The 22,120-nt window shown below is 47.6% G+C and carries 13 protein-coding genes, 6 pseudogenes and 1 riboswitch; of the genes and pseudogenes, 10 read left to right on the top strand and 9 right to left on the bottom strand.

Translation table 11 applies throughout. The features are described 5' to 3' along the window. Positions 1–31: 31 nt before the first annotated feature. The 4 genes and pseudogenes from ATN88_RS03970 to ATN88_RS03955 form a co-directional block, all read right to left on the bottom strand. Positions 32–1,135, bottom strand: a complete 1,104-nt coding sequence (locus tag ATN88_RS03970) for an ABC transporter permease (RefSeq protein WP_067411715.1) — start codon at positions 1,133–1,135, stop codon at positions 32–34. After that, positions 1,132–2,303: pseudogene (locus ATN88_RS03965) on the bottom strand (ABC transporter permease). Before ATN88_RS03965 ends, ATN88_RS03970 begins: the two are co-directional and overlap by 4 nt. Positions 2,304–2,305: 2 nt before the next feature. Then, positions 2,306–3,297 (bottom strand): annotated as a pseudogene (locus tag ATN88_RS03960) (HlyD family secretion protein). A 6-nt stretch (positions 3,298–3,303) separates the two neighbouring features. Next, a pseudogene (locus ATN88_RS03955) lies at positions 3,304–4,702 on the bottom strand (TolC family protein). Between the two features lie 396 nt (positions 4,703–5,098). Between ATN88_RS03955 and ATN88_RS03950 the strand changes: the two are divergent. After that, complete coding sequence (locus tag ATN88_RS03950) at positions 5,099–6,310, top strand: multidrug effflux MFS transporter (protein ID WP_067411712.1); 1,212 nt, start codon at positions 5,099–5,101, stop codon at positions 6,308–6,310. A gap of 26 nt (positions 6,311–6,336) precedes the next feature. Here the strand turns inward: ATN88_RS03950 and ATN88_RS03945 are convergent, their stop codons facing one another. Continuing rightward, positions 6,337–7,191 carry a LysR family transcriptional regulator gene (locus ATN88_RS03945; protein ID WP_067411975.1) on the bottom strand — a complete coding sequence of 285 codons (855 nt, stop codon included), beginning with the start codon at positions 7,189–7,191 and terminating at the stop codon, positions 6,337–6,339. Between the two features lie 284 nt (positions 7,192–7,475). Between ATN88_RS03945 and ATN88_RS03940 the strand changes: the two genes are divergently transcribed. After that, positions 7,476–7,790 carry a hypothetical protein gene (locus ATN88_RS03940; protein ID WP_067411709.1) on the top strand — a complete coding sequence of 105 codons (315 nt, stop codon included), beginning with the start codon at positions 7,476–7,478 and terminating at the stop codon, positions 7,788–7,790. A 177-nt stretch (positions 7,791–7,967) separates the two neighbouring features. Next, the gene (locus ATN88_RS03935; protein ID WP_067411706.1) at positions 7,968–9,263 is read left to right on the top strand and encodes a DEAD/DEAH box helicase; all 1,296 of its coding nucleotides are present in this window, start codon (positions 7,968–7,970) and stop codon (positions 9,261–9,263) included. Positions 9,264–9,341: 78 nt separating this feature from the next. Here the strand turns inward: ATN88_RS03935 and ATN88_RS03930 are convergent. Both ATN88_RS03930 and ribB read right to left on the bottom strand, forming a co-directional pair. Then, positions 9,342–11,263: pseudogene (locus ATN88_RS03930) on the bottom strand (BCCT family transporter). Between the two features lie 319 nt (positions 11,264–11,582). Beyond that, positions 11,583–12,245 (bottom strand): 3,4-dihydroxy-2-butanone-4-phosphate synthase, encoded by a 663-nt coding sequence (ribB, locus tag ATN88_RS03925; RefSeq protein WP_067411704.1) that lies wholly within the window; start codon positions 12,243–12,245, stop codon positions 11,583–11,585. A gap of 118 nt (positions 12,246–12,363) precedes the next feature. Further along, positions 12,364–12,506, bottom strand: a riboswitch (FMN riboswitch). A gap of 405 nt (positions 12,507–12,911) precedes the next feature. Between ribB and ATN88_RS03920 the strand changes: the two genes are divergently transcribed. Together ATN88_RS03920 and ATN88_RS03915 are read left to right on the top strand one after the other, a co-directional pair. After that, a complete protein-coding gene (locus tag ATN88_RS03920) occupies positions 12,912–13,385 on the top strand; it encodes a DUF2127 domain-containing protein (RefSeq protein ID WP_067411701.1) in 474 nt (157 codons plus the stop codon). Between the two features lie 190 nt (positions 13,386–13,575). Next, positions 13,576–13,941 carry a DUF4870 family protein gene (locus ATN88_RS03915; protein ID WP_067411698.1) on the top strand — a complete coding sequence of 122 codons (366 nt, stop codon included), beginning with the start codon at positions 13,576–13,578 and terminating at the stop codon, positions 13,939–13,941. Between the two features lie 59 nt (positions 13,942–14,000). Here the strand turns inward: ATN88_RS03915 and clcA are convergent, their stop codons facing one another. Together clcA and ATN88_RS25450 are read right to left on the bottom strand one after the other, a co-directional pair. Further along, on the bottom strand, positions 14,001–15,407 hold the full coding sequence (gene clcA, locus ATN88_RS03910; RefSeq protein WP_067411695.1) for a H(+)/Cl(-) exchange transporter ClcA: 1,407 nt from the start codon (positions 15,405–15,407) through the stop codon (positions 14,001–14,003). A 418-nt stretch (positions 15,408–15,825) separates the two neighbouring features. Further along, positions 15,826–16,062, bottom strand: coding sequence for a LysR substrate-binding domain-containing protein (locus tag ATN88_RS25450; RefSeq protein WP_157490647.1), 237 nt, complete (start codon positions 16,060–16,062; stop codon positions 15,826–15,828). Positions 16,063–16,157: 95 nt separating this feature from the next. Here ATN88_RS25450 and ATN88_RS03905 point away from each other — a divergent pair, with 95 nt between their 5' ends. From ATN88_RS03905 to betA, 5 genes and pseudogenes are all read left to right on the top strand, one after another. Continuing rightward, positions 16,158–16,640, top strand: a complete 483-nt coding sequence (locus ATN88_RS03905) for a RidA family protein (protein ID WP_067411692.1) — start codon at positions 16,158–16,160, stop codon at positions 16,638–16,640. A 180-nt stretch (positions 16,641–16,820) separates the two neighbouring features. Beyond that, positions 16,821–18,031 (top strand): annotated as a pseudogene (locus tag ATN88_RS28785) (cation:proton antiporter). A gap of 285 nt (positions 18,032–18,316) precedes the next feature. Further along, positions 18,317–18,928 carry a transcriptional regulator BetI gene (gene betI / locus ATN88_RS03895; protein WP_067411689.1) on the top strand — a complete coding sequence of 204 codons (612 nt, stop codon included), beginning with the start codon at positions 18,317–18,319 and terminating at the stop codon, positions 18,926–18,928. Further along, positions 18,929–20,388 (top strand): annotated as a pseudogene (gene betB, locus ATN88_RS03890) (betaine-aldehyde dehydrogenase). A 15-nt stretch (positions 20,389–20,403) separates the two neighbouring features. Next, complete coding sequence (betA, locus tag ATN88_RS03885) at positions 20,404–22,119, top strand: choline dehydrogenase (protein WP_067411686.1); 1,716 nt, start codon at positions 20,404–20,406, stop codon at positions 22,117–22,119. Position 22,120 lies beyond the last annotated feature (1 nt).

Genomic DNA, 22,120 nt, shown 5'->3' with positions numbered 1-22,120 from the left:
ATAAAAAGCCCTGCATTGCAGGGCTTTTTATTTAGCGTTTGTGTTTTTTCATCAAGGTAAAAGACACACCGAGATATATGAGTGCAAGCGTCCAAAGCTGCAAGATAAAGCCTTGCTGACTTTGAAGGGTCGCGCCCATCTGATTCAGCTGAATGGTAGCTTGGATTGTTGCGGTTGAGGGTGACAGTTGTGCGAGCCAATGTAACCAATCTGGAAGGGCACTGACAGGCCAGACAAATCCCGACGAAAACAGCAAAGGCATTGAGCTGAGCAAAACGGTCAATGTAATGATCTCTGGGCGTTTTATCGCAGAACCAAGTAAGGTGCCCGCGCCAATGGTTGCGAGCAAAAAAGGCACCATGATGATGGCCAATGACAGTGGCTCAGCTAATCGATTTACATCGTTTAAGCTCAAGCTGCCACCGAGATAGTACATCGACATTACACTGTAAATCGCAAACAAGAGGGTAGTTCGCGCGAAGAGGCTGCGCTTACTGTTTTCTTGCGAACCAGCTTGAAGCATACCCGCGGCGATTAACAGCGTTTGCTGAAGGATCAACATAAATACGCCAGGAACAACGTAATCACCGTAGCCAACCGTTGGGTTGAATACGGGCACCATATTGAGAGAAAACGGCGTATATTGCTTTTCAGCAAGTGGCTGTGGTGTGTCATGCATCATAGCTTTGGTGACTTTTACCTGTGCACCTAACGTGCTTCCCGCAGCAACAGCACCTTCAGCAATTGTTCCGTAGACAAGGAAAAAAGAAGCATCGCCACCCACAGACACAACCGGGCTTTTTCCCAGCAACAAGTCTCGATAGAAATGTTGCGGAATGACAATCACCCCCTCAATGTCTCTGGACGCCAAACGTTGACTGGCCTCTGATTCCTGGCCGAGCATCTCTTTCACACGGAGCTGTGGTGTTGCATCGAGCATGCGGGTGAAAGCACGGCTTTGTTGGCTGTCATCATGATCGACAATCGCGACGTTTAGCTCCCTTGGAAGCTGGTGGTCGTATGGCAAAGGGTAGAGCAAGGAATAGATAATCACCCCACCAAAGACAGTGAATACCACCGCAGGGTTTGAGAAGAATCTTCTTAGCTCTGTAAAGAACGTTGTTTTCCAATTCATAGAGCAATCTCCTCAACAGATTCAGACCGTTGTGTTGCCGACTTCTTCACTTTTGCGAATACGACAAACCAAAGAAGGCTAAATGTGGCAAGCGCGAGAAGCTCCGGTGTGGCTTGTTTTAGCGAAGCACCATAGTTGAACTGGCCAATCTGCAGACAAATGTAATGGCTGACAGGTAAGAGTGCACGCCAACACTGTGCCAGAAAAGGCATATCGCTGGCTGGGAAGCTCACGCCCATAAAGCGAAAGCCGGTGCAGTGAAGCCTGCGACCAAACTCATAGCACGCGTTGCATCTCTGGTGACTGCGTAGAGCAGCGCACCGACGGCAAGACCTGCTGAGACCATTAATCCTTGCGCCGAGAATACAATCTCCCAACTGCCATTCATCGGCCAGCCTAGCCAAACATGCATCGCGAGTGCAAAGCCCATACCCATTGCTATCAAAGGAATGAATAGGCTGACAAACTTGGCGATTAATCGGCGGCCTGTGTTCGATGAAAAAGCGTGACTAAAGCCGATACGTTTGTCGGTTAAGGCCATCGAGAGCATACCGCTGGCAACAATAGCAATTTGCCAAAGTGCAGGGACGATGGCAGAAACCAAAAACTGGGCGTAGTTAGTGCCGCTGTTAAAAAGAGGCACTAACTGGAAGCGAACAGGAACGGATTGTCCCGCCGCTTGTGCAGTGATGGTCGTTCCGTGCAACATGTTGCTTTTTGTCTCAACCATCGCGGCAAAGGTGCTTTGGCTTTGCGTTATGGCTGAACTGACCAATTTGCCAATGAGAATGTATTGGCTGTTATAGAGTGCAGTAATGTCAGGCGATTCACCGCGCATAACCGCTTTTTCAAATTGGTCGGGAATCACGATAGTGGCGAAAGTCTCAGCGCGATTGAGTGACGCTGATGCTTGTCGAACATCGTCTCGCATTGTCACGGCCAGCGTCGGGCTTGCGTCGTAATATCGGACCAATGCGCGCGACATGGTACTGTTGTCCAAATCAACAACACCAATCGGAAGATCACGCGCAGTGCCAGATGAAAAGATTGCCCAAACCAACAAAAAAAGCGCCACAGGCAAGACACAGAGTAGGGCCGCTAGCCACTTATCCGTTGCGATTAACTTCCACTCGTTTATCACCATGTGAGTGATAGAAGAGGTTTTCATCATTACCCCTGAGCTTGCGCTTCGTTCACTAATACGCTCATACCCGCTCTGAGCCCACCGATTGGAGATACAGGGCGCGCTTCAATTTCAAACGTTCGCATGTCATAACCTTTTTGCGTGTTTGTGGCGCGCCAAGTGGCAAAGTCGCCCATTGGCGCAACATGTGTAACTTCAAAACGGTAAGCTTGCTCTCCCAATGCCGGAATAAGGCTTCAAATTCCGCGCCTTTTGCAAACTGACGCAATTTGTCTTCACGGATGTTAAACACCGCCCATGCGTCATTCATATCAATGACAGTCACCACGGGAAAACCTTGTGGTGCCAATTCACCAGAATGAAGCAATATCTGGCTGACTTCGCCTTGGTACCAGCTATGGATTTTGGTGTCTTTTGTGTATGCCTCGACTTCGGCAACGGCTCCTGCTGCCATACGCGCTTTCTCTTGAGCGGCGCGTTTGGTTTCAGTGCGTGCTCCTGCTTTCGCCATTTCATACATTTGGTGAGCAGCATTCTCGGTATATTTAGCCGCCTGCCATTGTGTAAAGGCTTCATCACGTTTTTGTTCTGCCGCTACGCCTTCACGGTAAAGGGCATCAACACGCTTAAAGGTTTTTTCTGCAAGCTGGGCGGCAGCGCGAGCTTTCTGCCATTGGTCTCTCGCAGCATTGATTTCTTGTGTGCGTGCGCCGCGTTCAGCTTGTTCTGCCATCGCATCAGCAGCTTGTTGGCCAGCTTTCGCTTGTTCTAATTTGGCTTCGAGTTCCGGGCTGTATAGGGTAAAGATCAAGTCGCCTTTTTCAACCTGTTGGCCTTTTCGAACCAACACTTCATCAATGCGCCCCGGTACTTTTGAAGACACACTGTATTGCTGTGCTTCGATTTGACCTTGAAAACGTTCCGGTTGTGGTTGATACGCTTGATAGAAGCTATAACCAACCCAACCAACCAGCGCACAGACTGGTACAGCGACAAAAGCAGATTTTAGTTTGGACATGTTTGATTACCCCTGCATTGGTGGTTGGAAGTGGTTGATGGATGCGGCTTGAAAATCAGGGAAACGGTTCATCTCGCCACTGATTGCCAGTAAGCGACTGAGAGAAAGAACATATTGGTATGACGCGGCAAGTTGTTGCGTTTTGATGCTGGCAAGATACAGTTCGGCGTCAACAACATCTAAAGAGGTTGAGAGCCTTGAGCGAAGGCTTTTTCGCGAAGTCTCAAGTTTTCTTGCGCAAGCTGAATGCTAGAAGAAAGACCTTGGTACTGTTCAATCGCTTGGCCTGCTTCTCGCCACGTTTTTTCAACAAGCAGGGACAAATCTTGCTCTGCTTGCGCACGGAGATAGTTAACTTGCAGTGCGGTGCTATGTGCGGCTTTTACTTTATCTGAGCGTCCGCCGTTATCGACAAGAGGAATGCTAACACCCACACCAACCGCCCAATCTGGCGCGAGCTCAGCGGTGAGTGAATCGCCTTCATAAAGGTTGTAATTTCCGTACAAGAAAACTTGTGGGTAGTATTTGCCTTTTTCAAGATCAATGAGGCCATCTGCTTGCTTACGTTTGGCTTCTAGCACTTTAAGACCCGGATATGTCGCCAGTGTCTTATCAAGAAATGGCATCATGGCTGGAGCCTTATCCTGAGTGAACAATTCACTGCTAGGCGTTGGTGCCTTATCGGTTTTAACCAGTGCTTTCAACGCGGCTTGGGCGATTTCCAAATCACGCTGAGCTTTCATACGCTCTGTTTTCGCCTGATCGTAAGACACTTCTGCTTGCAGGCGTTCTACACGCGCAATTTGACCTTGCTCTTCCATTTTTTTTGCGTGAGAAAGGTGCTCTTTCAAGCCGTCTTCCACTTCAAAGCGCGTTTGCACCACTTGTTCGGCCAATACGGTCGCAAAGTACACTTTGGCAAGGTCCTCAAATTTGGCTTGTTGTTCCATTTGCATGAGGTAAGCCGCTTCATCGCGCTGCGCAGTTGCAATATCTTCGGCCGCCAAAATTCGACCACCCGTAAAAATAGGCCAAATTGCGCGAATCGAACTGGTGTATATGTCTTTGTCCGCCAACGTTGTCGTCGCTAGCTATCTAAACTTCCGCCAATACCAGGTAAGAGTCCCGCAATTTGATGCAGCTGTGCGCCGCCACTCATGTGTTCCATCAACTGAGAGGGTTTAAGTTCGACATCTTGATCAAGGCGCGTGTAGTTGCCGCTCAGAGAAATATTGGGCAAGTGATGGGCAGAAGCGGCATTGCGCATGTGATCGGCTCGCGCGAGGTTCGCTCGTTTTGCCGCTATTGCATCGCTTTTGTCTTGGACTGCTTTCCACGCTTCATCAAAACTCATCGGCTGAGCGGAGGAATATGGGGAGAAAACAGTAAACGCACAGCAAAGCATAATTGCTCGTGCTGTGACTGCGTTCTTTTTGATAAACATAGGATTTACCAATAGAGGAGAGAATACAAACATTTTAGAGTCATTACTCTAGAAAAACCAGTGTTAATTAAAACGGTGTTTTTTATAGAGGTTTATGCTTGATAAAAAGACGTAAAAACGTAGAATGCATCGCAACCCATTTCTGGGTTTTCTTGCCAATAGGCTACACAGAGTAATGATTGTCACGTTACGCTGTGGGAATATCGCCCTGATATTCTTGGAGCTGGACTCAATTTTGACCCTTCTACCTGAAGCAGTGATCCCTGCGTCAGGCAAAAATTACCCATTCGCGCCGATACTCTTTGCATTCTTTTTACAGGCTTTTTTGTATTCGGCGTTTTGATTCAAGGGATTAACATGCCTACGAGTATGCTGAGTGAGCGTACGATTCGCTTTCTCATTTTGATGATTTTCCTCGCCGCAGCGATGGAAACTGACATTTATCTGCCTGCCTTTCCCGATATGATGGCAGCTTTTAATACCAACGAGACCATGATTCAGCGCGTGCTGAGTTTTAACTTTTTGGGCATTTGTATTGCGTCACTGATTTATGGCCCGCTTTCTGACGCGATTGGTCGAAGAAAGGTATTAAACATTGGTTATGGATTGTTTATTGCGGGCAGCCTTGGTTGTGTGTTCTCTAATACCATTGAAATGCTGATTTTTTGGCGATTCGTCCAAGGGTTTGGCAGTGCAGCATGCATGATCATTGGTGCCGCGATGGTGTTTGACTTGTATAAAGCAGAAAAAGCGGCCGAAATCGTTTCTGATTTGAACAGTCTGGTCGTGAGCATCATTGCCTTTGCACCTATGCTCGGTGGTTGGATTAACTACCAGTTTGGTTACACCTACAACTTTGTCTTTATCGCGGTGCTGACCGTTGCGACGGGCTTGATTTGTTTCTTTAAGTTGCCTGAGTCTCTGCCTGAAGAGAAGCGAAAGACATTGTCGGTGAAAGGTGTTGGAAGTGATTACCTAACCGTGTTGAAAAGTGGCGAGTTCTGGGCGAATACGCTTATCACGACCTTTATCTTCTCAGGTTACATGATCTTCATCTCGAACATGCCGCTGGTATTTGTTAATCACCTTGGCGTTGATGTAGCTGTATTCCCGTTCTATCAAGTCAGTCTGCTGGTGGCTTTTGTTGTCGCGAGTGTGAATGCCGGACGAATGATTAAATGGTTCGGCTTGGTTCTCATGCGCCGCGTGGGTTTCGTACTGATTGTGCTGATGGCGTTTGTTATGTTCTTGATGCCACAAGCGTGGCAACAAACACCTCTCATTGTTACAGGGCTAATGCTGTTCTATTCGCTAGGCGCGGGAATATGTATCGGTATTTTCTTCGCTAGGTCGATGGAAGCCGTACCCGAGCAAACCGGTGTAAGTGCATCACTGGTCACGGCAATTCGATTAGCCTTGGTAGCAGTTTTGATTGATATCAGCGGTGCGCTGTTTGATGGCACCATGACATCTGCCATCAATCTTATTAGCGTGTGTATTTTCGTCAGTGCTGTTATCTACATTGCCGACGAAATGCGATTAAAACGCAAAAGTACTCTAGCGGTATAACCCAGTTAAGGCGTGCATTGCACGCCTTAATTTTGTGGTTTGGTATAGTCAAACAAGGCTTTCTCGATGGCTTCAATCGCCATTCTTACACCGATTGGGGCGCTGCCGTGAAAGGGGTGGATGGCGTAAACGTTGACGAGTGGCATGTCATGTTCGGGTAGGCATGCTTTGAGGTTGTTGTTTCTGCGAACCACGAAATCGGGAAGAATGCCAACGCCATAGCCAGACTCAATCAACGCCATGGTGGTTTGCATCGCATTGGTTCTGTGTCGCGGATTGTATTGCAAGCAAAGGTTCTCTCGGGTTTCTCTGTGCTCCAGCACATGTTCAACGGGTCTTTGTTGCCATTGGTGAATGATGTATGGCGTTTTACGAAAATCACCGGAGAAGGTCTTCGCGCAACAAAGTACGTCACGAAACTCACCAATCCGTCGCTGTTTGTAATTGCTGGCAACAGACTGACCAGCGCGAATGGCCAAATCGATATTGTTTTCCATCAAATCGAGTTGGTGGTCGTCATTCACCAAATCTAACTCTACATCCTGATACTCAGCGAAGACATCCAATAAGGCAGGCACAACCAATGAAGCCATTAACGCGTTGGGGGCGGTGATTCGAATTTTTCCTTTCGGTACGGTTTGCTGGGTTTTTATTTCCTCCCACGCTTTTTCAGCGAGCCGATGCATATCACAACAGTGTTTATAAAACTGCTCTCCTGATGGGGTGAGTGCTTGTCGGCGCGTTGTTCGTTTTAGCAGGGTTGTTTCAAGTTCGTTTTCAAGCTGTTTTAGCGATTGGCTAATCACCGACTTTGATACATCCAGTTTTTCTGCTGCTTTTGTTATTGAACCGGATTCAACGACATTCATGAATACGGTCATTTGTCTAAGATTCTGCATATTGTCAATGATTTCAGAACAATGAATTTTGTTTGGCTTATGAATCAATGTTAATGCTGAAGGCACTTAACATCTCCTCTCATTAATAAGAAACTGCTAAAATAAGCCTGAGTATTGATTTGTAGCGACATCGAACTGGGTTTTTACGCCCTTTGTACACACAGGTTTTGAAAGTAGCGGAATAGTTGCTTATTGAAACTTGTAGGTTCGTTCATTTTGCCGTGATTAATGTCTCATTAAAACATTGTGTTAAGTGGAATAATTCGGTGTCAATTTTCGTCTTTTACGTTGTTATGCTGAGCCGCTTTATCCTCCCACTTTTGCTCACTATTTTCTCATCAAATACCATCGCTGCAGCGAGTGTTACTAGCAAGAGTGCTGGTGTTCTGCACCGAATTGATGGCGATGCTATTCATGAAATTTCTATTAACCCTTTACGAAAAACACTCACGATTGTGGCTAGTGCGCGTGTACACAAATTTGTAGGTTTAGATGAAATCGAAGCTAAAAAATGGGCAGAGAAAATATTGAAAGGGCAATCAGGAACGACGGTTGATTTAAGTAAATTCTCACCCCGGTAGTGAGTTGTTGATGCCAAGCGCGAAACCTGAATCGTTAAAATAGCTCTTCAATCTGAGTGGTTCAGCTCTTTCTGGCTTAGCTGAGAAGCAGAGTCGTAATAGATATTACTAACAGGGTAGGGCCCAAATAAACTATTATGCCCGGCTATCCATTTTAGCTTTGAGCCCTTTATCTTAATGACGACAGCAAAGACACCCGCCAGCTTTTCTGAACTTGGCCTAATCTCCCTTCTGTTAGCCCGCTTGGCAGAACTTGAATACACCCAACCTACACCGATTCAAGCGAAAGCGATTCCTAGTGTACTAACAGGTCGCGACCTAATTGCAGGCGCAAACACAGGCTCAGGGAAAACGGCTACCTTTGCTTTGCCAATGCTTCAACAAATTCTGTCGAAAGGCGAAAAGTCTAAAGGTGGCAAAGGCAACTATGTGACTGGATTGGTTCTCGTACCGACTCGCGAACTTGCAAAACAAGTGGCAGACAGCATTAAATCTTATGCGGTACACAGTAACGGTGCAGTTAAAACGGTCGCGGTTTTTGGTGGTGTTTCTGCTAATACCCAAATGCTTGCTTTGCGCGGTGGTACAGACATTCTGGTTGCGACGCCAGGACGTCTGCTTGATTTGATTTCAAGCAACGCAGTTAAGCTCGATCGTGTGCAAACCCTTGTGCTTGATGAAGCCGACCGTATGTTGAGCCTTGGCTTCACTGAAGAACTTTCAGCGTTGTTGGCATTGTTGCCAAAGAAAAAGCAAACCTTACTGTTTTCTGCGACCTTCCCTGAACAAGTTCAGACATTGACCCAAGCGTTGTTGAATGACCCAGTTGAAATTCAACTGCAAAGTGCCGATGCAAGTACATTGGTTCAGCGTGTGTTTACCGTGAATCAAGGTGAAAAAACGGCGGTACTGGCGCATTTGATTAAGCAAAATGCATGGCGACAAGCACTGATCTTCGTTAATGCTAAGAAGCAGTGTGAACACCTCGCTGAAAAGTTAGCAAAGCGCGGTATTACGGCGGAAGTGTTCCACGGTGATAAAGGGCAAGGTTCACGTACTCGCGTGCTGGATGGTTTTAAGTCCGGTGATATCGAAGTACTGATTGCAACTGACATTGCTGCCCGCGGTTTGGATATTGAAAAGCTACCTGTAGTTATCAATTTTGATTTGCCACGTAGCCCTGCCGACTATATGCACCGTATCGGACGAAGCGGTCGTGCGGGTGAAGTAGGCTTGGCATTGTCTTTGATTGATCATGAAGACTATCACCACTTTAAGATCATCGAGAAGAAGAACAAAATCCGTCTTGAACGCGAAGAAGTTGAAGGGTTTGAGGTTGATGCTTCTGTTTCTGAAGCTTTGCTTAACGTTGAAAAACCGATGGCAAAGCCGGCAGGTAGTGGTAAGAAAAAGAACAAGAAAAAGCAACTGACCGCCATGGAAAAATGGATGAAAGGGCTGCAATCTAAATAAGCAGCGCGCATCGAAAGATGTGAGACGAGACAATAAAAAGGAGCACTCAGTGCTCCTTTTTTGTGTTTTAGAAAGCGATTACGCTGGGTTTTCAGCCGCTTTGGCTTCTTCTTCCATGCGTTGTTTTTCTCGCATCAGTTCATTGAACTCAATGCGCGCTTGTTGAGCTGCTTCGGAAGCCTGAAGTTTGTGCTCCTTCGCCGCCATCGCTTCATCAGTCAAGCGTTGAATTTCATCCAGTTGCTCTTGTGGTGCATCACCCAGTTCGGCACCGGTTTCACCACGAGAAAGAGCTGCCATTCGGATTTCTTTCTTGAGCTTCCAAATCGCATCCAGTTTCTCGCGCTCTTCGTTCGCTGCTTCGATGGCTTCATCTTTCAAGCGTTCAAACTTCGCCATTGCCATGCCCTCTTTTGACCATGGGTCAACATCTGGGAACTCTTCGATGTTGATCACTGGGTCGACATAGCCTTCTTGGTGAGCAAGGTCGAGGGTTGCTGCTTTAACACCTGAAATCATCAACATGACTGCGATGACCAGCAGTGGCAAACCACCAACGATAGCCGCGGTTTGAAGCGTTGCCAGACCACCCATAAACATCAGAACTGATGGCATGAACGACAGGGTAAATGCCCAGAACAGACGGTTCCAACGCAGTGGATCTTCAGTAACGTTGTTCTGAACCACAGACGCAAGAATGAACGAAATTGAGTCAAACGTGGTTGCAGTAAAGATGATACAAAGCAGCGTAAACACAGCGATAACAACGGTGCTGAACGGTAATTGCTCAAGGATGGAGAAGATTGCCGTGGTTGCGCCTTTCTCATTCAGGATAGAGACAACATCCAGCTGACCTGACAGTTGCAGAGACAGACCGAAGTTACCCAGAATCATGAAGTACAGTGCACAGCCTAGTGAGCCGAAGAAGATCGAACCTGACACCATTTGCTTAATGGTACGGCCGCGAGAAATACGCGCAACAAACAGGCCCATACTTGGTGCAAATACAAGCCACCATGCCCAGTAGAAAATAGTCCAATCCTGCGGGAAGTGTGTATCTTCAAACGTACCGTAGCCACCAAATGGTTCTGCCCATGTTGCCATTACAAAGAAGTTAGACAGCATGCGACCCATAGAGTCGAGACCGGTTTCAAGCATGAACAGCGTTGGACCCGCGAACAAAACGAACGCAAGCAATGCCAGTGCACCCCAGAAGTTGATGTTACTCAGCACTTTAATGCCTTCATCCATACCCTTGTAAGAAGAGTATGCAAAAAGAGCTGTACACAGCAGCAGCACGAAGATTTGTGTCACTGTCGTTGAAGGAATGCCAAACAGGTAGCTGATACCTTCGTTGATCAGAGGTGCTGCCAAACCAAGCGTTGTTGCCGCACCACCCAGCAGACCAAAGATAAACAGTACGTCAATGAACTTGCCCCAACCACCGTGGCTGCGTGCTTCGCCGATCACTGGCATCAACGCAGAGGAAACTTTCAGAACAGGCTGTTTACGTACATAGAAGAAATAAGCGATTGGCAGTGCAGGGATCAGGTAGATTGCCCATGCAATTGGGCCCCAGTGGAAAATACCGTAGGTTGCTGCCCAGCGAACCGCTTCTTCACTGCCCGGCTCCAGTTGGAATGGCGGGCTTTGGTAGTAGTAAGCCCATTCAATGGTACCCCAGTACAGAATACTTGCACCGATACCACCACAGAACAGCATGGCTGCCCATGAACCGGTTGCAAATTCTGGCTTCTCATCAGCATCGCCAAGTTTGATCTGGCCGATATCACTGAAAATGATATACACCATGAAAAAGAAGGCTGCGATACCAAGAGCAAGGTAGAGGAAACCGAGTTTATCGGTCATAAAGGTTTTTGCTACCGCAATCCATTCAGCACCTTCAGCAGGCCAAATGATAAGCGGAATAATTACCGAGAAGAGTAGCCTAGTGCCCCAAAAAACGTGGGTTTGTCTATGAGCTCAAAGTGCTTATTCATAAAATTTCCTTTTACACGAGCAGTAATAAGGAATTTTTATACTTTTAAACAATTCGGGCAATTTACGTTATGAATGCTATTGATTAGCAACTTTCATAATAATTGCATGAGTGATATGTAAGTGAGTTTGTCATCACTGGGTGAATGCAAATTGGGGTATTTTGTGAATTAGTTAACGATGATGCAGCATTTGTATGGGTTTTATTCGTAAAGAAATTGTTTAAATTGCGGCAGAGAGATGGTCTCTAATCTGCCGCAATTAACAATAAATCCAAGAATCTGCTTAAATGACGTTTAAGCGGAATTTGGTAGATATTATTTATGCAATATTTGCAGCCATGCTCAGTCGGTATTGAACCATGTCTTCGATGGTCAGCACTGGCATGTTGTGTTTTTTACCAAATACCACGATCTCTGGCGTTTTCGCCATAGAGCCGTCTTCATTTTGTACTTCGCACAGAACACCCGCTGGAGACAAACCTGCCATTTGCATCAAATCGATAGTGCCTTCAGTGTGACCACGACGAGTCAGTACACCGCCTTTGCGCGCGCGAAGCGGGAATACATGGCCTGGGCGCGCGAGGTCAGAAGGTTTTGCATCAGGATTTGAAGCCGTCTTGATAGTGGTGACGCGATCCGCCGCTGAAACACCCGTGGTAACGCCCACTTTTGCTTCGATAGATACAGTAAATGCAGTTTGGTTAGCACTGTTGTTATTGGTCACCATTGGCTGCAGTTCAAGCTTGTCTGCTTGTTCTTCTGGCAGGCAAAGGCAAACAATACCGCTACATTCGCGGATCATCAGAGCCATTTGTTGAGTGGTTAGATGGTCAACAGAATAAATAATGTCGCCTTCATTTTCGCGGTCTTCATCATCAAGCAGCAATACGCCGCGACCTTCGCGAAGTGCTTCAAGTGCGATTTCAACGCGCTCTAGAGGTGTACCGAATTCGGTAAGAAGTGAAGTATGAGTCTGATTCATGGTAACTCCTGTTATATAAATACCAGAATCAGGCATAGATGAGCCTTGGGAACTACCCCATAGACAATACACCTCAATGTGGGCGTGCACATACACGCACCCATTTGGGGTGTACTTTGATCATCCTCTTTCATCCGGACTATAACCGTCGGCTTTGGCATCTCACCAAATCTGCTGACCCTAAACATGGTTTAGCGCTCGCGGGCTCATCATTTCTGATATACCGCCGGTGGGGAATTTCGCCCCGCCCTGAGAACAATTTGCTTTAAGTAAGCACAATGATACTACTTCGTTTTCAATCAGAAAGGGAAGAGAGGCAAAACTGTTTGCACAATAATTATTCGCTCTCTCAGCGACTTGTTAACTTAGTGATATTCAAAGCTCGTTATTAGGTTTCAGGCGGTTAAGGTTGTTAATTCAAGGTGTTGCGAATCCATGTAAATGTGGCGGCTGTGACAATGTCCGTCTTCTCTGTGATCGCTAACAAGTGAAGGTGTGCCCAGAAAAGAGCCCAATCTGTTGTATGTAAAGTGAACGGAAGACATTGAGTGTTCAACATTCTTTCCGTTGTACAGCTTAAGGAGATCTGTGAATTCTTGACCCTGTGACTCGCACTCCACAGAATACCGCCCAGAATTGATATATCCCACAGAAGGTGCAGTACAGATGAATTCTCAGCCTAAAGGCTTGCGTGCCATAGCGATTTTAGAAGCGAGTAAAGGCTTGCTGGCATTAGCCGTAGGTTTGGCATTGCACGAGTTGGGTGGACCAAAAATTCAGGCGATCTGTGAAAACCTGATGCGCCATCTTCGATTGAATCCGGCTGGCGAAATACCGAGCGTCATTCATGAAGCGTTAGCAAATGTTGATGATAAGAACCTGATTATTTTAGCCGTCGGCACAGTGATCTATGCGGCGGTCCGATTGGTGGAAGCTTTTGGCCTTTGGCGAGCCTATGCATGGACAGAGTGGTTTGCGTTGGCCAGCGGTGCTATCTATGTGCCTTTTGAAGTTTATGAGGTGTTCACAACGGGGAAAATGCTGCCAATCTTGGCGTTGGTTACGAACCTGATCATCATCGGGTACATGGCGTTTGTGATAGCAAGACGAAAGCGAGATGAAAAACGCGGGATGGCGTGACAAGTTCAAGGTCAAACGGCTGGATTTTGACTTGCTGGCGGCATTAATTTGACTTTTTTGGTGGTTTGTTGAGCAAATCTGTTCGCGGTTGGTATTTTTTATCGCCGAGTGTGCTTATTTGTTGATTTGGGTCAATTTCATGGATTACCATGCGCTTTTTTCACACTCTAGTAAAAAAAGCACAAATATAATGACAACAGATACAAAGCCTTCAAAATTTAAGTCTTCTGCCATGATTGCTTACATGCTCCTTTTAAGCGGCTTGTTGACGTTCGGTATTTTCAGTATTGCGGGTGCAGTATTTGCTTATATCAAACGTAAGGAAGCGAACGCCGAAGGCGAAGAGATGTATGCAGATCACTTCCAATGGATCATCAATACGTTTTGGGTTGCGCTGCCAATGGCGATGATCAACCTTGTATTGATTCCGTTGGGCATCGGCCTACTAACAGCAGGTATCACCTACTTGTGGGTGTTCTACCGCGGTATGTACGGCGCGAAGTCACTGACTGACTTCCACAGCCCATACAACCATCGTCGTGAAGCGAAAGCGTAAACCAAATTAGCTTTGATTTTTCGACACTAAAAAGCCGCTATCGCTAGCGGCTTTTTTTGTTATTGAGCAGTCTGTTCTTGTGTTTCTTCTTTTGCTTTCTGTTTCGCGAGTGTACGTTGTAACAACTGGCTATACAGTGGCTTACCACCGAGTGCTTGGGCTGTCATCGTGGCCCCAAGAGTTGTAATCAGCAGAGGCAGTATTAACTCATATTTGTGGGTTAACTCGATCACCAGCAAAATCCCAGTGATAGGGGCACGAACGGTTGCTGCGAATAATGCGCCCATACCAGCGATAGCAAACATCCCTGGGGTGATTGCCATGTTTGGGAACAAGTGCATGGAGATCATGCCAAATGTGGTGCCAAACAAAGTGCCGAGAGCCAACATAGGCGCGAAGACACCGCCCGGTGCACCAGAGCCAAAACAGATCAAGGTCGTGACGGTTCTCGCCAAGAACAAAAGGACCAGTGTTGCGATGGCAAGTTTGCCCTCTGTTGCTTCAGGGATGAGCGCAACACCTTCACCGCTGAGCGAAGGCAGTACCATGACCATCAAGCCAAACGACGCACCGATAATTGCGCCCAAACCGACAAAGCGAGATAGCTTGTTCTGATGGATTTGCTCAAACTTATCCATCGTCATGACAACCAACTGGTTGAAGCAAACACCAATGCCACCAAATACCAAACCCAGCACCAAGAACAGAAGCAACGCCACAAGTGGCACTTCATAGTCTGCCGGAAGAGGGATCATCGCGCCTTGCCCCATTAGACTGCGATAAGTAATTGTCGCCATGATTGAAGCGATCATGACGGCTTTCACCGAGATCAAGTTGTACTTGAATTGAGGGCGCATCTCTTCAACGACAAACATAATGCCAGCCAATGGCGCATTAAAAGCGGCAGCAAGACCAGCGGCTGCACCGGAAGCGACAAGCGTATGCTGGCTTTCTTCGTCTTTTAGACGAAAGATGTCCCGCATCATGCGCCCAACACTGGCACCCATTTGCACGGATGGGCCTTCTCGACCAAGTACCAAGCCTGCACCAATAGCACCGACGCCGCCAAAAAACTTCACTGGGATAACGCGCCACCAACGAACAGGGCGAACACCATCCAATGCGCCTTCAATTTCTGGAATACCAGAGCCAGATGCTTCGGGTGCCACTGCTTTAACAAGGAAGAAGCCAAATGCGGAAAGTAATGCACTGGTGATGACTACCGCCACAATCGTAAAGAAGGACACGCCGTCATGCTCTGATACCCAGAGATTTCGTTGGTCAACAACCCAATCAATCGCCAAATCAAAGAAGGTGCAAAGAAGACCTGCAAATACGCCAACGAACACAGCAAGAATCAGGATAGACAGAGGGCTTTGGTGACCAGCAAGAAAGCGGCGCATAACGCTTGAACGGGGTCTGGGAGTTTGGAGATCATCCTGCTGCTCGGTTGGCGCATTCGACATGAGTGGTTCCTTAACATTATTTTTATCTTTTCAGCATAGGGCAGTTAATTCGTGTCGAAATCGCCGGAAGTGATACACAGCGATAAGAATTGTCGAGAGGGCTGCCAATTCAAATAACGAGTCTGCGCTACGACGCTCTGCGTAGGACATCGCCGTATAGGGATTCTTGAACGAACCAGATAAGGAACGATCGTGAAAAGCTAGAGTGGTGTCGACTACCAGATCGAAAAGCGGTTTAAGCTTCAACTGTAAGTCAATATTGCCCAGAGAAGATGGTGATCGGAGGGCATTTGAGGCGCCGTAGTGTACTGCTGAGATTGTATTTATATCAACGTGCTACACACAGAAAACGCAAAATATCATTGCATTATAAGATTGCAGTTTTGATGAGAGCGTTCATAAGTTTGATGCGGTGCGACTAGCGTTCGTCGATAAACCAGTGTGGGTGTGCGTCTCGCCACGCTATTATCGTGTCTATAAAGTCTCGAAGCTTTATAGGATAAAAACGCTGTTTGGCATAAACGACATGAAGGTTATGAAGACGAGATTGATACTCGGGAAGAACATGAACCAATTGACCGTTTTTTAGCTCTTCTTCCACAACATGCATGGGCAGGTTTGCAACGCCTAACCCTGTGTAAGTCGTTGCATTCAAAGTTGCGAGTCAGAAAGCCCTCGTCGTCGTTGAGACGGCGGGGGCTTTCTTGTTAGTTTGAAATAGCCACTTACTTAGAATGGTTAGGGAGAACCATGACAGACGCTATCGCAAAATTAGACGCAGAAGAACGACTTATAGAACTGGGACTAACGCTCCCAAAGGCATCAAACCCGCAGGCCAACTACACCAATTGTGTACGCACGGGGAACCTTCTTTATGTCTCCGGCAAAGGGCCTATGGCCGGACTCAACGTAGTGCCAAAAGGCAAACTTGGACGGGAATACAGCGTCGAAGAAGGGTACGAATTCGCTAAAGCAACGGGACTAGATATTCTTGCGGCGGTGAAACTAGAACTGGGGTCGTTAGATAAGATTGCTCGTGTGGTGAAAATTCAGGGTTTTGTGAATGCCACCGAGGAGTTTGAGCAGCACCCGAAAGTGTTAGACGGGTGTTCAGATTTATTTGCCAATGTCTTAGGTGATCGCGGGATACATGCACGTTCTGTTTTTGGTGCCGTTTCCCTCCGTGGCAACCTGCCTGTGATTATTGATTCGATTTTTGAAATCAAGCCTTAGTGTTATTACTGTCAGGCGGCACAACCGTGTCGCCTAGAACTTTTCCTCTTACCCATTTCAATTCTCAATTTCTGCACTGAGCGGATCATTTTGCTCAACGTCCCCCAGTTTCCATGACACGACGCGCTACTTTGCATCTAGGTTTGCTAAGAAACACGATCAGATTGAGAAGGGCCAGAAATGACAGAAACCGTGCCAGCACTGGTGACTTATGCCGTATTGGGCTGGGTTGCACTGAATGTGGTGTTTTACATATCAGAGCGTTGGATGGTGTTTACGGACATTATCTGGATCCTGATGGCAGGGCTTGGCTATGGCTGGCTGTCTTCTTTCTCTGAGTTGGGTTTGCCGCCGTTGGTCATGGACCCGCAAGTTGTTCTGTATGTCTTTGTACCGCTCTTGATTTTCGCATCGACCAAGAAAATGTGTTTGTTCCATTTCCGGCCGATCATCGTACCCGCCATGCTTGCTGGCACCCTTGGGATCATCATCAGTATGAGTGTGATTGGCGTAGCGGTTCACCTGTTGTTGGGTGTGCCGATGCTGCCTGCTTTGCTCTTTGGGGTGATCATCTCTGCAACCGATCCGCTAGCCGTGAGTGCCCTGTTCAAAGGGAATGAAAGTATCACTGAAAACCAAAAACTGCTGATAGAAGGCGAGTCTATTCTGAATGACGGTTTTGTCGTGACCGTTGCAGGTATTCTTGCGTTACTGATTTTTACCTCAACCACCTTCAGTTGGTTGGATACCAGCCTAAGTTTTGTCTCTCATATCGTCGGTGCATTAGTGACAGGTGCAGTACTTGGCAGGGCGGCGCGCATGGTACTCAAGTTTATGCATTCCTCTTACTACATACTCACCACGAATATCACCTTGGCGTTAGCTATGGCAGCTTTGTGATTGCAGAAACCTTCCATTTTTCAGGCATTCTTGCCGTCTTTGCTGCGGCGTTGGCATATGGCTATAAGCCGGATAAAGACAGGGCAAACCGTGATGCAGAAGAAAAGGTATGGGAATACCTCGACTACGCGGCAAATGCCTTGCTGTTCTTTTTGTTGGGGACGAGCTTTTTCGCGTTGACGGAAAACGCGAGTTTCTCAGTATGGATGACGTTGCTTGCCGTTCTGCTGCTGTTTCTCGGGAGGTTTGTCGCATTAGCACTACTAAAGCCGCTGCTGAAAATGGATGGGAAAGCATTGTCGGGTCTGGAGTTTTGGTTGTTGAACTTTTCCGGTGCGAGAGGGGCTGTGTCCGTTGCATTGATCTTGCTGTTACCTCCAACATTTGAGTATCAATCCCTGTTTCTTGCCACTGCGTTTGTCATGATTTTGTTCTCGCTGATTGTTTACCCTTTGGTGACGGTGAAAATCTTGTCTCGACTAACCTCGTAATGGACACCCCAAAGCGAGGTGTTAACCTCTGTTTCGTTTTGATGTCTAAATAATACACGATCAAATGGTCCTATTGGATTGTGTTATTTATCGCTATCTATCTGTTATTTAGATTTAATTTCTAACACATTAATCATTTCTCACATTTACACATCATTCCAATTTTTGACATTTGGTGAATAATTTGTAAGCCTATTTTTAATTGAACGTTCAATCAAAAAACATTTTGACTACATTTTAAGCTGTTTGATTGAACGTCTTTGGGTAACCGACAAGGAGTGTTGAATGCCAAAAGTAGGAATGCCAGCCATACGAAAACCGCAACTCGTCGCAGCGACAATGGCGGTTATTGATGATGTTGGATTGGCGGGTGCGAGCGTCTCCCTGATTAGCCGCAAAGCAGGCGTTTCGGCGGGGATCATCAATCACTACTTTGGCGGTAAGAACGGACTCCTCGAAGAAACCATGCGTTCCGTCCTGCGTGAATTATCAGAAGGTGTACAAAAGCGTTTAGCGGTAACACCACAAGATGACGCGCGCGCCCGTATTCTGGCTATCGTCGAAGGCAACTTCGATCCTAACCAAGTCAACAGCAAAGTCACGAAAACCTGGCTGGCGTTCTGGTCCCATGCCATGCACGAACCCGTTCTGTTTCGTCTACAACGTGTCAACGAACAGCGTTTGCTATCTCACCTTCGCATAGAACTCAAAAAGCTAATGCCAACGGACCGTGCGCATTTCGTCGCGCAAGGTGTAGCAGCACTCATTGATGGTATCTGGCTTCGTGGCGCGCTTAATCCTCACGGGATCGATCCAAAATCAGCCGTTGAGACGGTTGAGAACTATCTCTCTCTCCAGCTTCAAGACGCTTCATCCATATCAAAAGGCAAAAACTAAATGGATATTAAACAGTTATACATTCACGGACGTTCGGTAGATGCCACGTCTGGAGAAACCTTTGCAACCTTAAACCCGGCAACGGGCGAAAAACTGGCGGATGTTCAACAGGCCAGCCAGTCAGATGTTGATGATGCAGTGAAATCAGCATGGCAAGGGTTTCAGGTTTGGTCTGCGATGAGCGGTGCAGAGCGCAGAACCATTTTGAACCGCGCCGTGGCGATTTTGCGTGAGCGTAATGATGAACTGGCGGCGTTGGAAGTGTTAGATACGGGTAAGCCCATCCAAGAAGCGCAATACGTGGATATCGTTACGGGTGCGGATGTTATTGAATATTACGCAGGATTGGCGGTGGCGATTCAGGGCGAGCAGCAAAGCTTGAGTGAAAACCAATTTTTCTACACCCGCAAAGAGCCATTAGGTGTATGTGCAGGTATCGGTGCGTGGAATTACCCGATTCAGATTGCGATGTGGAAGCTGGGCCTGCACTTGCGGCAGGTAATGCCATGGTGTTTAAGCCGTCAGAGGAAACGCCATTGACGGCCTTGAAACTGGCCGAGATTTTTACCGAAGCAGGTATGCCTGCGGGCGTATTTAACGTCGTCCAAGGCGATTATCGCGTAGGACAAATGCTCTCTCGTCATCAAGACATCGTCAAAGTCTCGTTCACAGGTGAATGTGGAACAGGCAAGAAAGTCATGGCCGATGCAGCGGGCACATTAAAGCCTGTCACCATGGAGCTTGGCGGCAAGTCTCCGTTGATCGTGTTTGATGATGCCGATCTGGATAACGCAGTTTCCGGTGCCATGATCGCGAACTTCTACACCCAAGGTGAAGTGTGCACCCATGGGACACGCGTTTTCGTTCATGACGATATCTATGATGCTTTCCTAGAGAAACTAAAAATGCGAACCGAGAAGCTAGTGGTTGGTGATCCAACACACCCAGATACCCAAATCGGTGCGCTGATATCTAAAGACCACCTTTTCAAAGTCTTGGGCTTTATCGAACAAGGAAAACAAAGCGGTGCAACCTTGCTTTGTGGCGGCTACCAAATGACCGAGGGTGGTTTGGAAAAGGGTAACTTCGTTGCGCCAACCGTGTTTGCCGATTGTCACGATGAAATGGCCCATGTGAAGAATGAGATCTTTGGCCCTGTCATGTCAGTGCTTCGCTTCAGTGACGAAGACGAAGTGGTTCGCCGTGCAAACAACACCCACTATGGTCTCGCTGCGGGTGTGTTTACCACCAATTTCTCCCGCGCTCACCGCATAATCGCCAAGCTTCAAGCCGGCATTTGTTGGATTAACAACTGGGGTGCATCACCGGCGGAAATGCCTGTTGGTGGCTACAAGCAATCAGGCATTGGTCGAGAAAACGGCCTAGAAACCCTGAATCACTATACCCAAACAAAGAGCGTTTACGTCGAACTTGGCGACGTAGACAGCCCTTACGCATGATAGGACGTCATCATCATGTCGAATAAAACGGAATTTGATTACATCATTGTCGGCGCAGGCTCTGCTGGCTGTGTACTGGCAGATCGATTAACGGCATCGGGTGAGCATCAGGTTTTAATCCTTGAGGCTGGTGGTACAGATAAAAGTATTTTCATTCAAATGCCCACCGCGCTGTCATACCCGATGAACACCGAAAAGTATGCGTGGCAATTTGAGTCACAAGCAGAAGCAGGGCTGGATGGACGAAAACTGCATTGCCCACGCGGTAAAGTGCTCGGTGGCAGTTCATCTATTAACGGTATGGTTTACGTGCGTGGTCATGCTTGTGATTTCGATGAATGGGAAGCCAACGGCGCAAGTGGTTGGAACTATCAATCTTGTCTGCCGTATTTCAAGCGCGCGGAGACGTGGGTAGGTGGCGAAGACGAGTACCGAGGCGGCGAAGGCCCAGTGGGAACCTGCAATGGCAACGACATGGCATTGAACCCACTTTACCGCGCATTCATCGATTCGGGTGAACAGGCAGGTTACCCTGTAACGGAAGACTATAACGGCTACCAACAAGAGGGCTTTGGCCCCATGCACATGACGGTCGATGGTGGTGTCCGCGCATCGACGTCCAATGCCTATCTTCGCCGTGCGTTAAAACGTCCAAACCTCACGCTGATCAAAGGCGTCACGGTGAACAAGCTTCTTATTGAGAACAAAGCCGCGACGGGCGTTTCTTACACCAAAGGTGGCGTTTCCTACGAGGTCAAAGCGCGTAAAGAAGTCATCAGCTCTGCGGGGTCAATTGGCTCACCGCAACTTTTACAACTGTCAGGCATTGGCCCCAAAGGCGTGCTTCAAGCAGCAGGCGTTGAAGTGAAGCACGATTTACCGGGCGTCGGGGAGAACCTTCAAGATCATCTCGAAGTGTATTTCCAATACTTCTGCAAAGCACCCATCACACTGAACGGCAAGCTGGGACTCATCAGCAAAGGCTTAATCGGCACGCGTTGGATTTTGTTTAAAGATGGCTTGGGTGCAACGAACCACTTCGAATCCTGCGCCTTTATTCGAAGCCGAGCGGGGGTGAAGTGGCCCAACATTCAATATCACTTCCTGCCCGCAGCCATTCGCTATGACGGTAAATCTGCCGTGGAAGGGCATGGTTTTCAGGTGCATGTCGGGCCGAATAAGCCAGAAAGTCGCGGTCACGTGCGTATCACTAGTGCGGATCCAGACGACAAACCAGAGATCGTGTTCAACTACATCAGCACAGAACAAGACAAACAAGATTGGCGCGACTGTATCCGCCTTACTCGAGAAATCTTGGCGCAAAGTGCCATGGAGCCGTATCGCGATGGCGAAATTCAACCGGGCGATGCAGTGCAAAGCGATGAGACAATCGACGAGTGGGTAAAAGCCAATGTAGAGAGTGCTTATCACCCCTCTTGTACCTGCAAAATGGGCGCAGATGCAGACCCAATGGCGGTACTGGACAGCGAATTGCGTGTCCGTGGTATCGAGAACCTGCGTGTCGTGGACTCATCCATATTCCCAACCATTACCAACGGAAACCTCAACGGGCCAACCATCATGGTCGCCGAACGTGCCGCAGACATCATCCTTGGCAATGCGATGTTGCCGAGCGCAGATGTAGCAGTGTGGCTGGATCCAAACTGGGAAACGCAACAGAGATTAAACGCTTACGTCCCTGAAGATCTTCAGGACGCCGTAAACGAATAAC

The sequence above is a fragment of the Enterovibrio coralii genome, from assembly GCF_001559595.1.
Lineage (GTDB): Bacteria > Pseudomonadota > Gammaproteobacteria > Enterobacterales > Vibrionaceae > Enterovibrio > Enterovibrio coralii.
Note: the sequence above shows the minus strand (reverse complement) of the source record. Positions and strands in the feature narration are given on the sequence as shown.

What these genes read in the sequence shown, in the direction of transcription:
- ATN88_RS03970 (WP_067411715.1), bottom strand. Translation starts at nt 1,135, where the DNA reads ATGAATTGGAAAACAACGTTCTTTACAGAGCTAAGAAGATTCTTCTCA.
- ATN88_RS03950 (WP_067411712.1), top strand. Translation starts at nt 5,099, where the DNA reads ATGCCTACGAGTATGCTGAGTGAGCGTACGATTCGCTTTCTCATTTTG.
- ATN88_RS03945 (WP_067411975.1), bottom strand. Translation starts at nt 7,191, where the DNA reads ATGACCGTATTCATGAATGTCGTTGAATCCGGTTCAATAACAAAAGCA.
- ATN88_RS03935 (WP_067411706.1), top strand. Translation starts at nt 7,968, where the DNA reads ATGACGACAGCAAAGACACCCGCCAGCTTTTCTGAACTTGGCCTAATC.
- ribB (WP_067411704.1), bottom strand. Translation starts at nt 12,245, where the DNA reads ATGAATCAGACTCATACTTCACTTCTTACCGAATTCGGTACACCTCTA.
- ATN88_RS03920 (WP_067411701.1), top strand. Translation starts at nt 12,912, where the DNA reads ATGAATTCTCAGCCTAAAGGCTTGCGTGCCATAGCGATTTTAGAAGCG.
- ATN88_RS03915 (WP_067411698.1), top strand. Translation starts at nt 13,576, where the DNA reads ATGACAACAGATACAAAGCCTTCAAAATTTAAGTCTTCTGCCATGATT.
- clcA (WP_067411695.1), bottom strand. Translation starts at nt 15,407, where the DNA reads ATGTCGAATGCGCCAACCGAGCAGCAGGATGATCTCCAAACTCCCAGA.
- ATN88_RS03905 (WP_067411692.1), top strand. Translation starts at nt 16,158, where the DNA reads ATGACAGACGCTATCGCAAAATTAGACGCAGAAGAACGACTTATAGAA.
- betI (WP_067411689.1), top strand. Translation starts at nt 18,317, where the DNA reads ATGCCAAAAGTAGGAATGCCAGCCATACGAAAACCGCAACTCGTCGCA.
- betA (WP_067411686.1), top strand. Translation starts at nt 20,404, where the DNA reads ATGTCGAATAAAACGGAATTTGATTACATCATTGTCGGCGCAGGCTCT.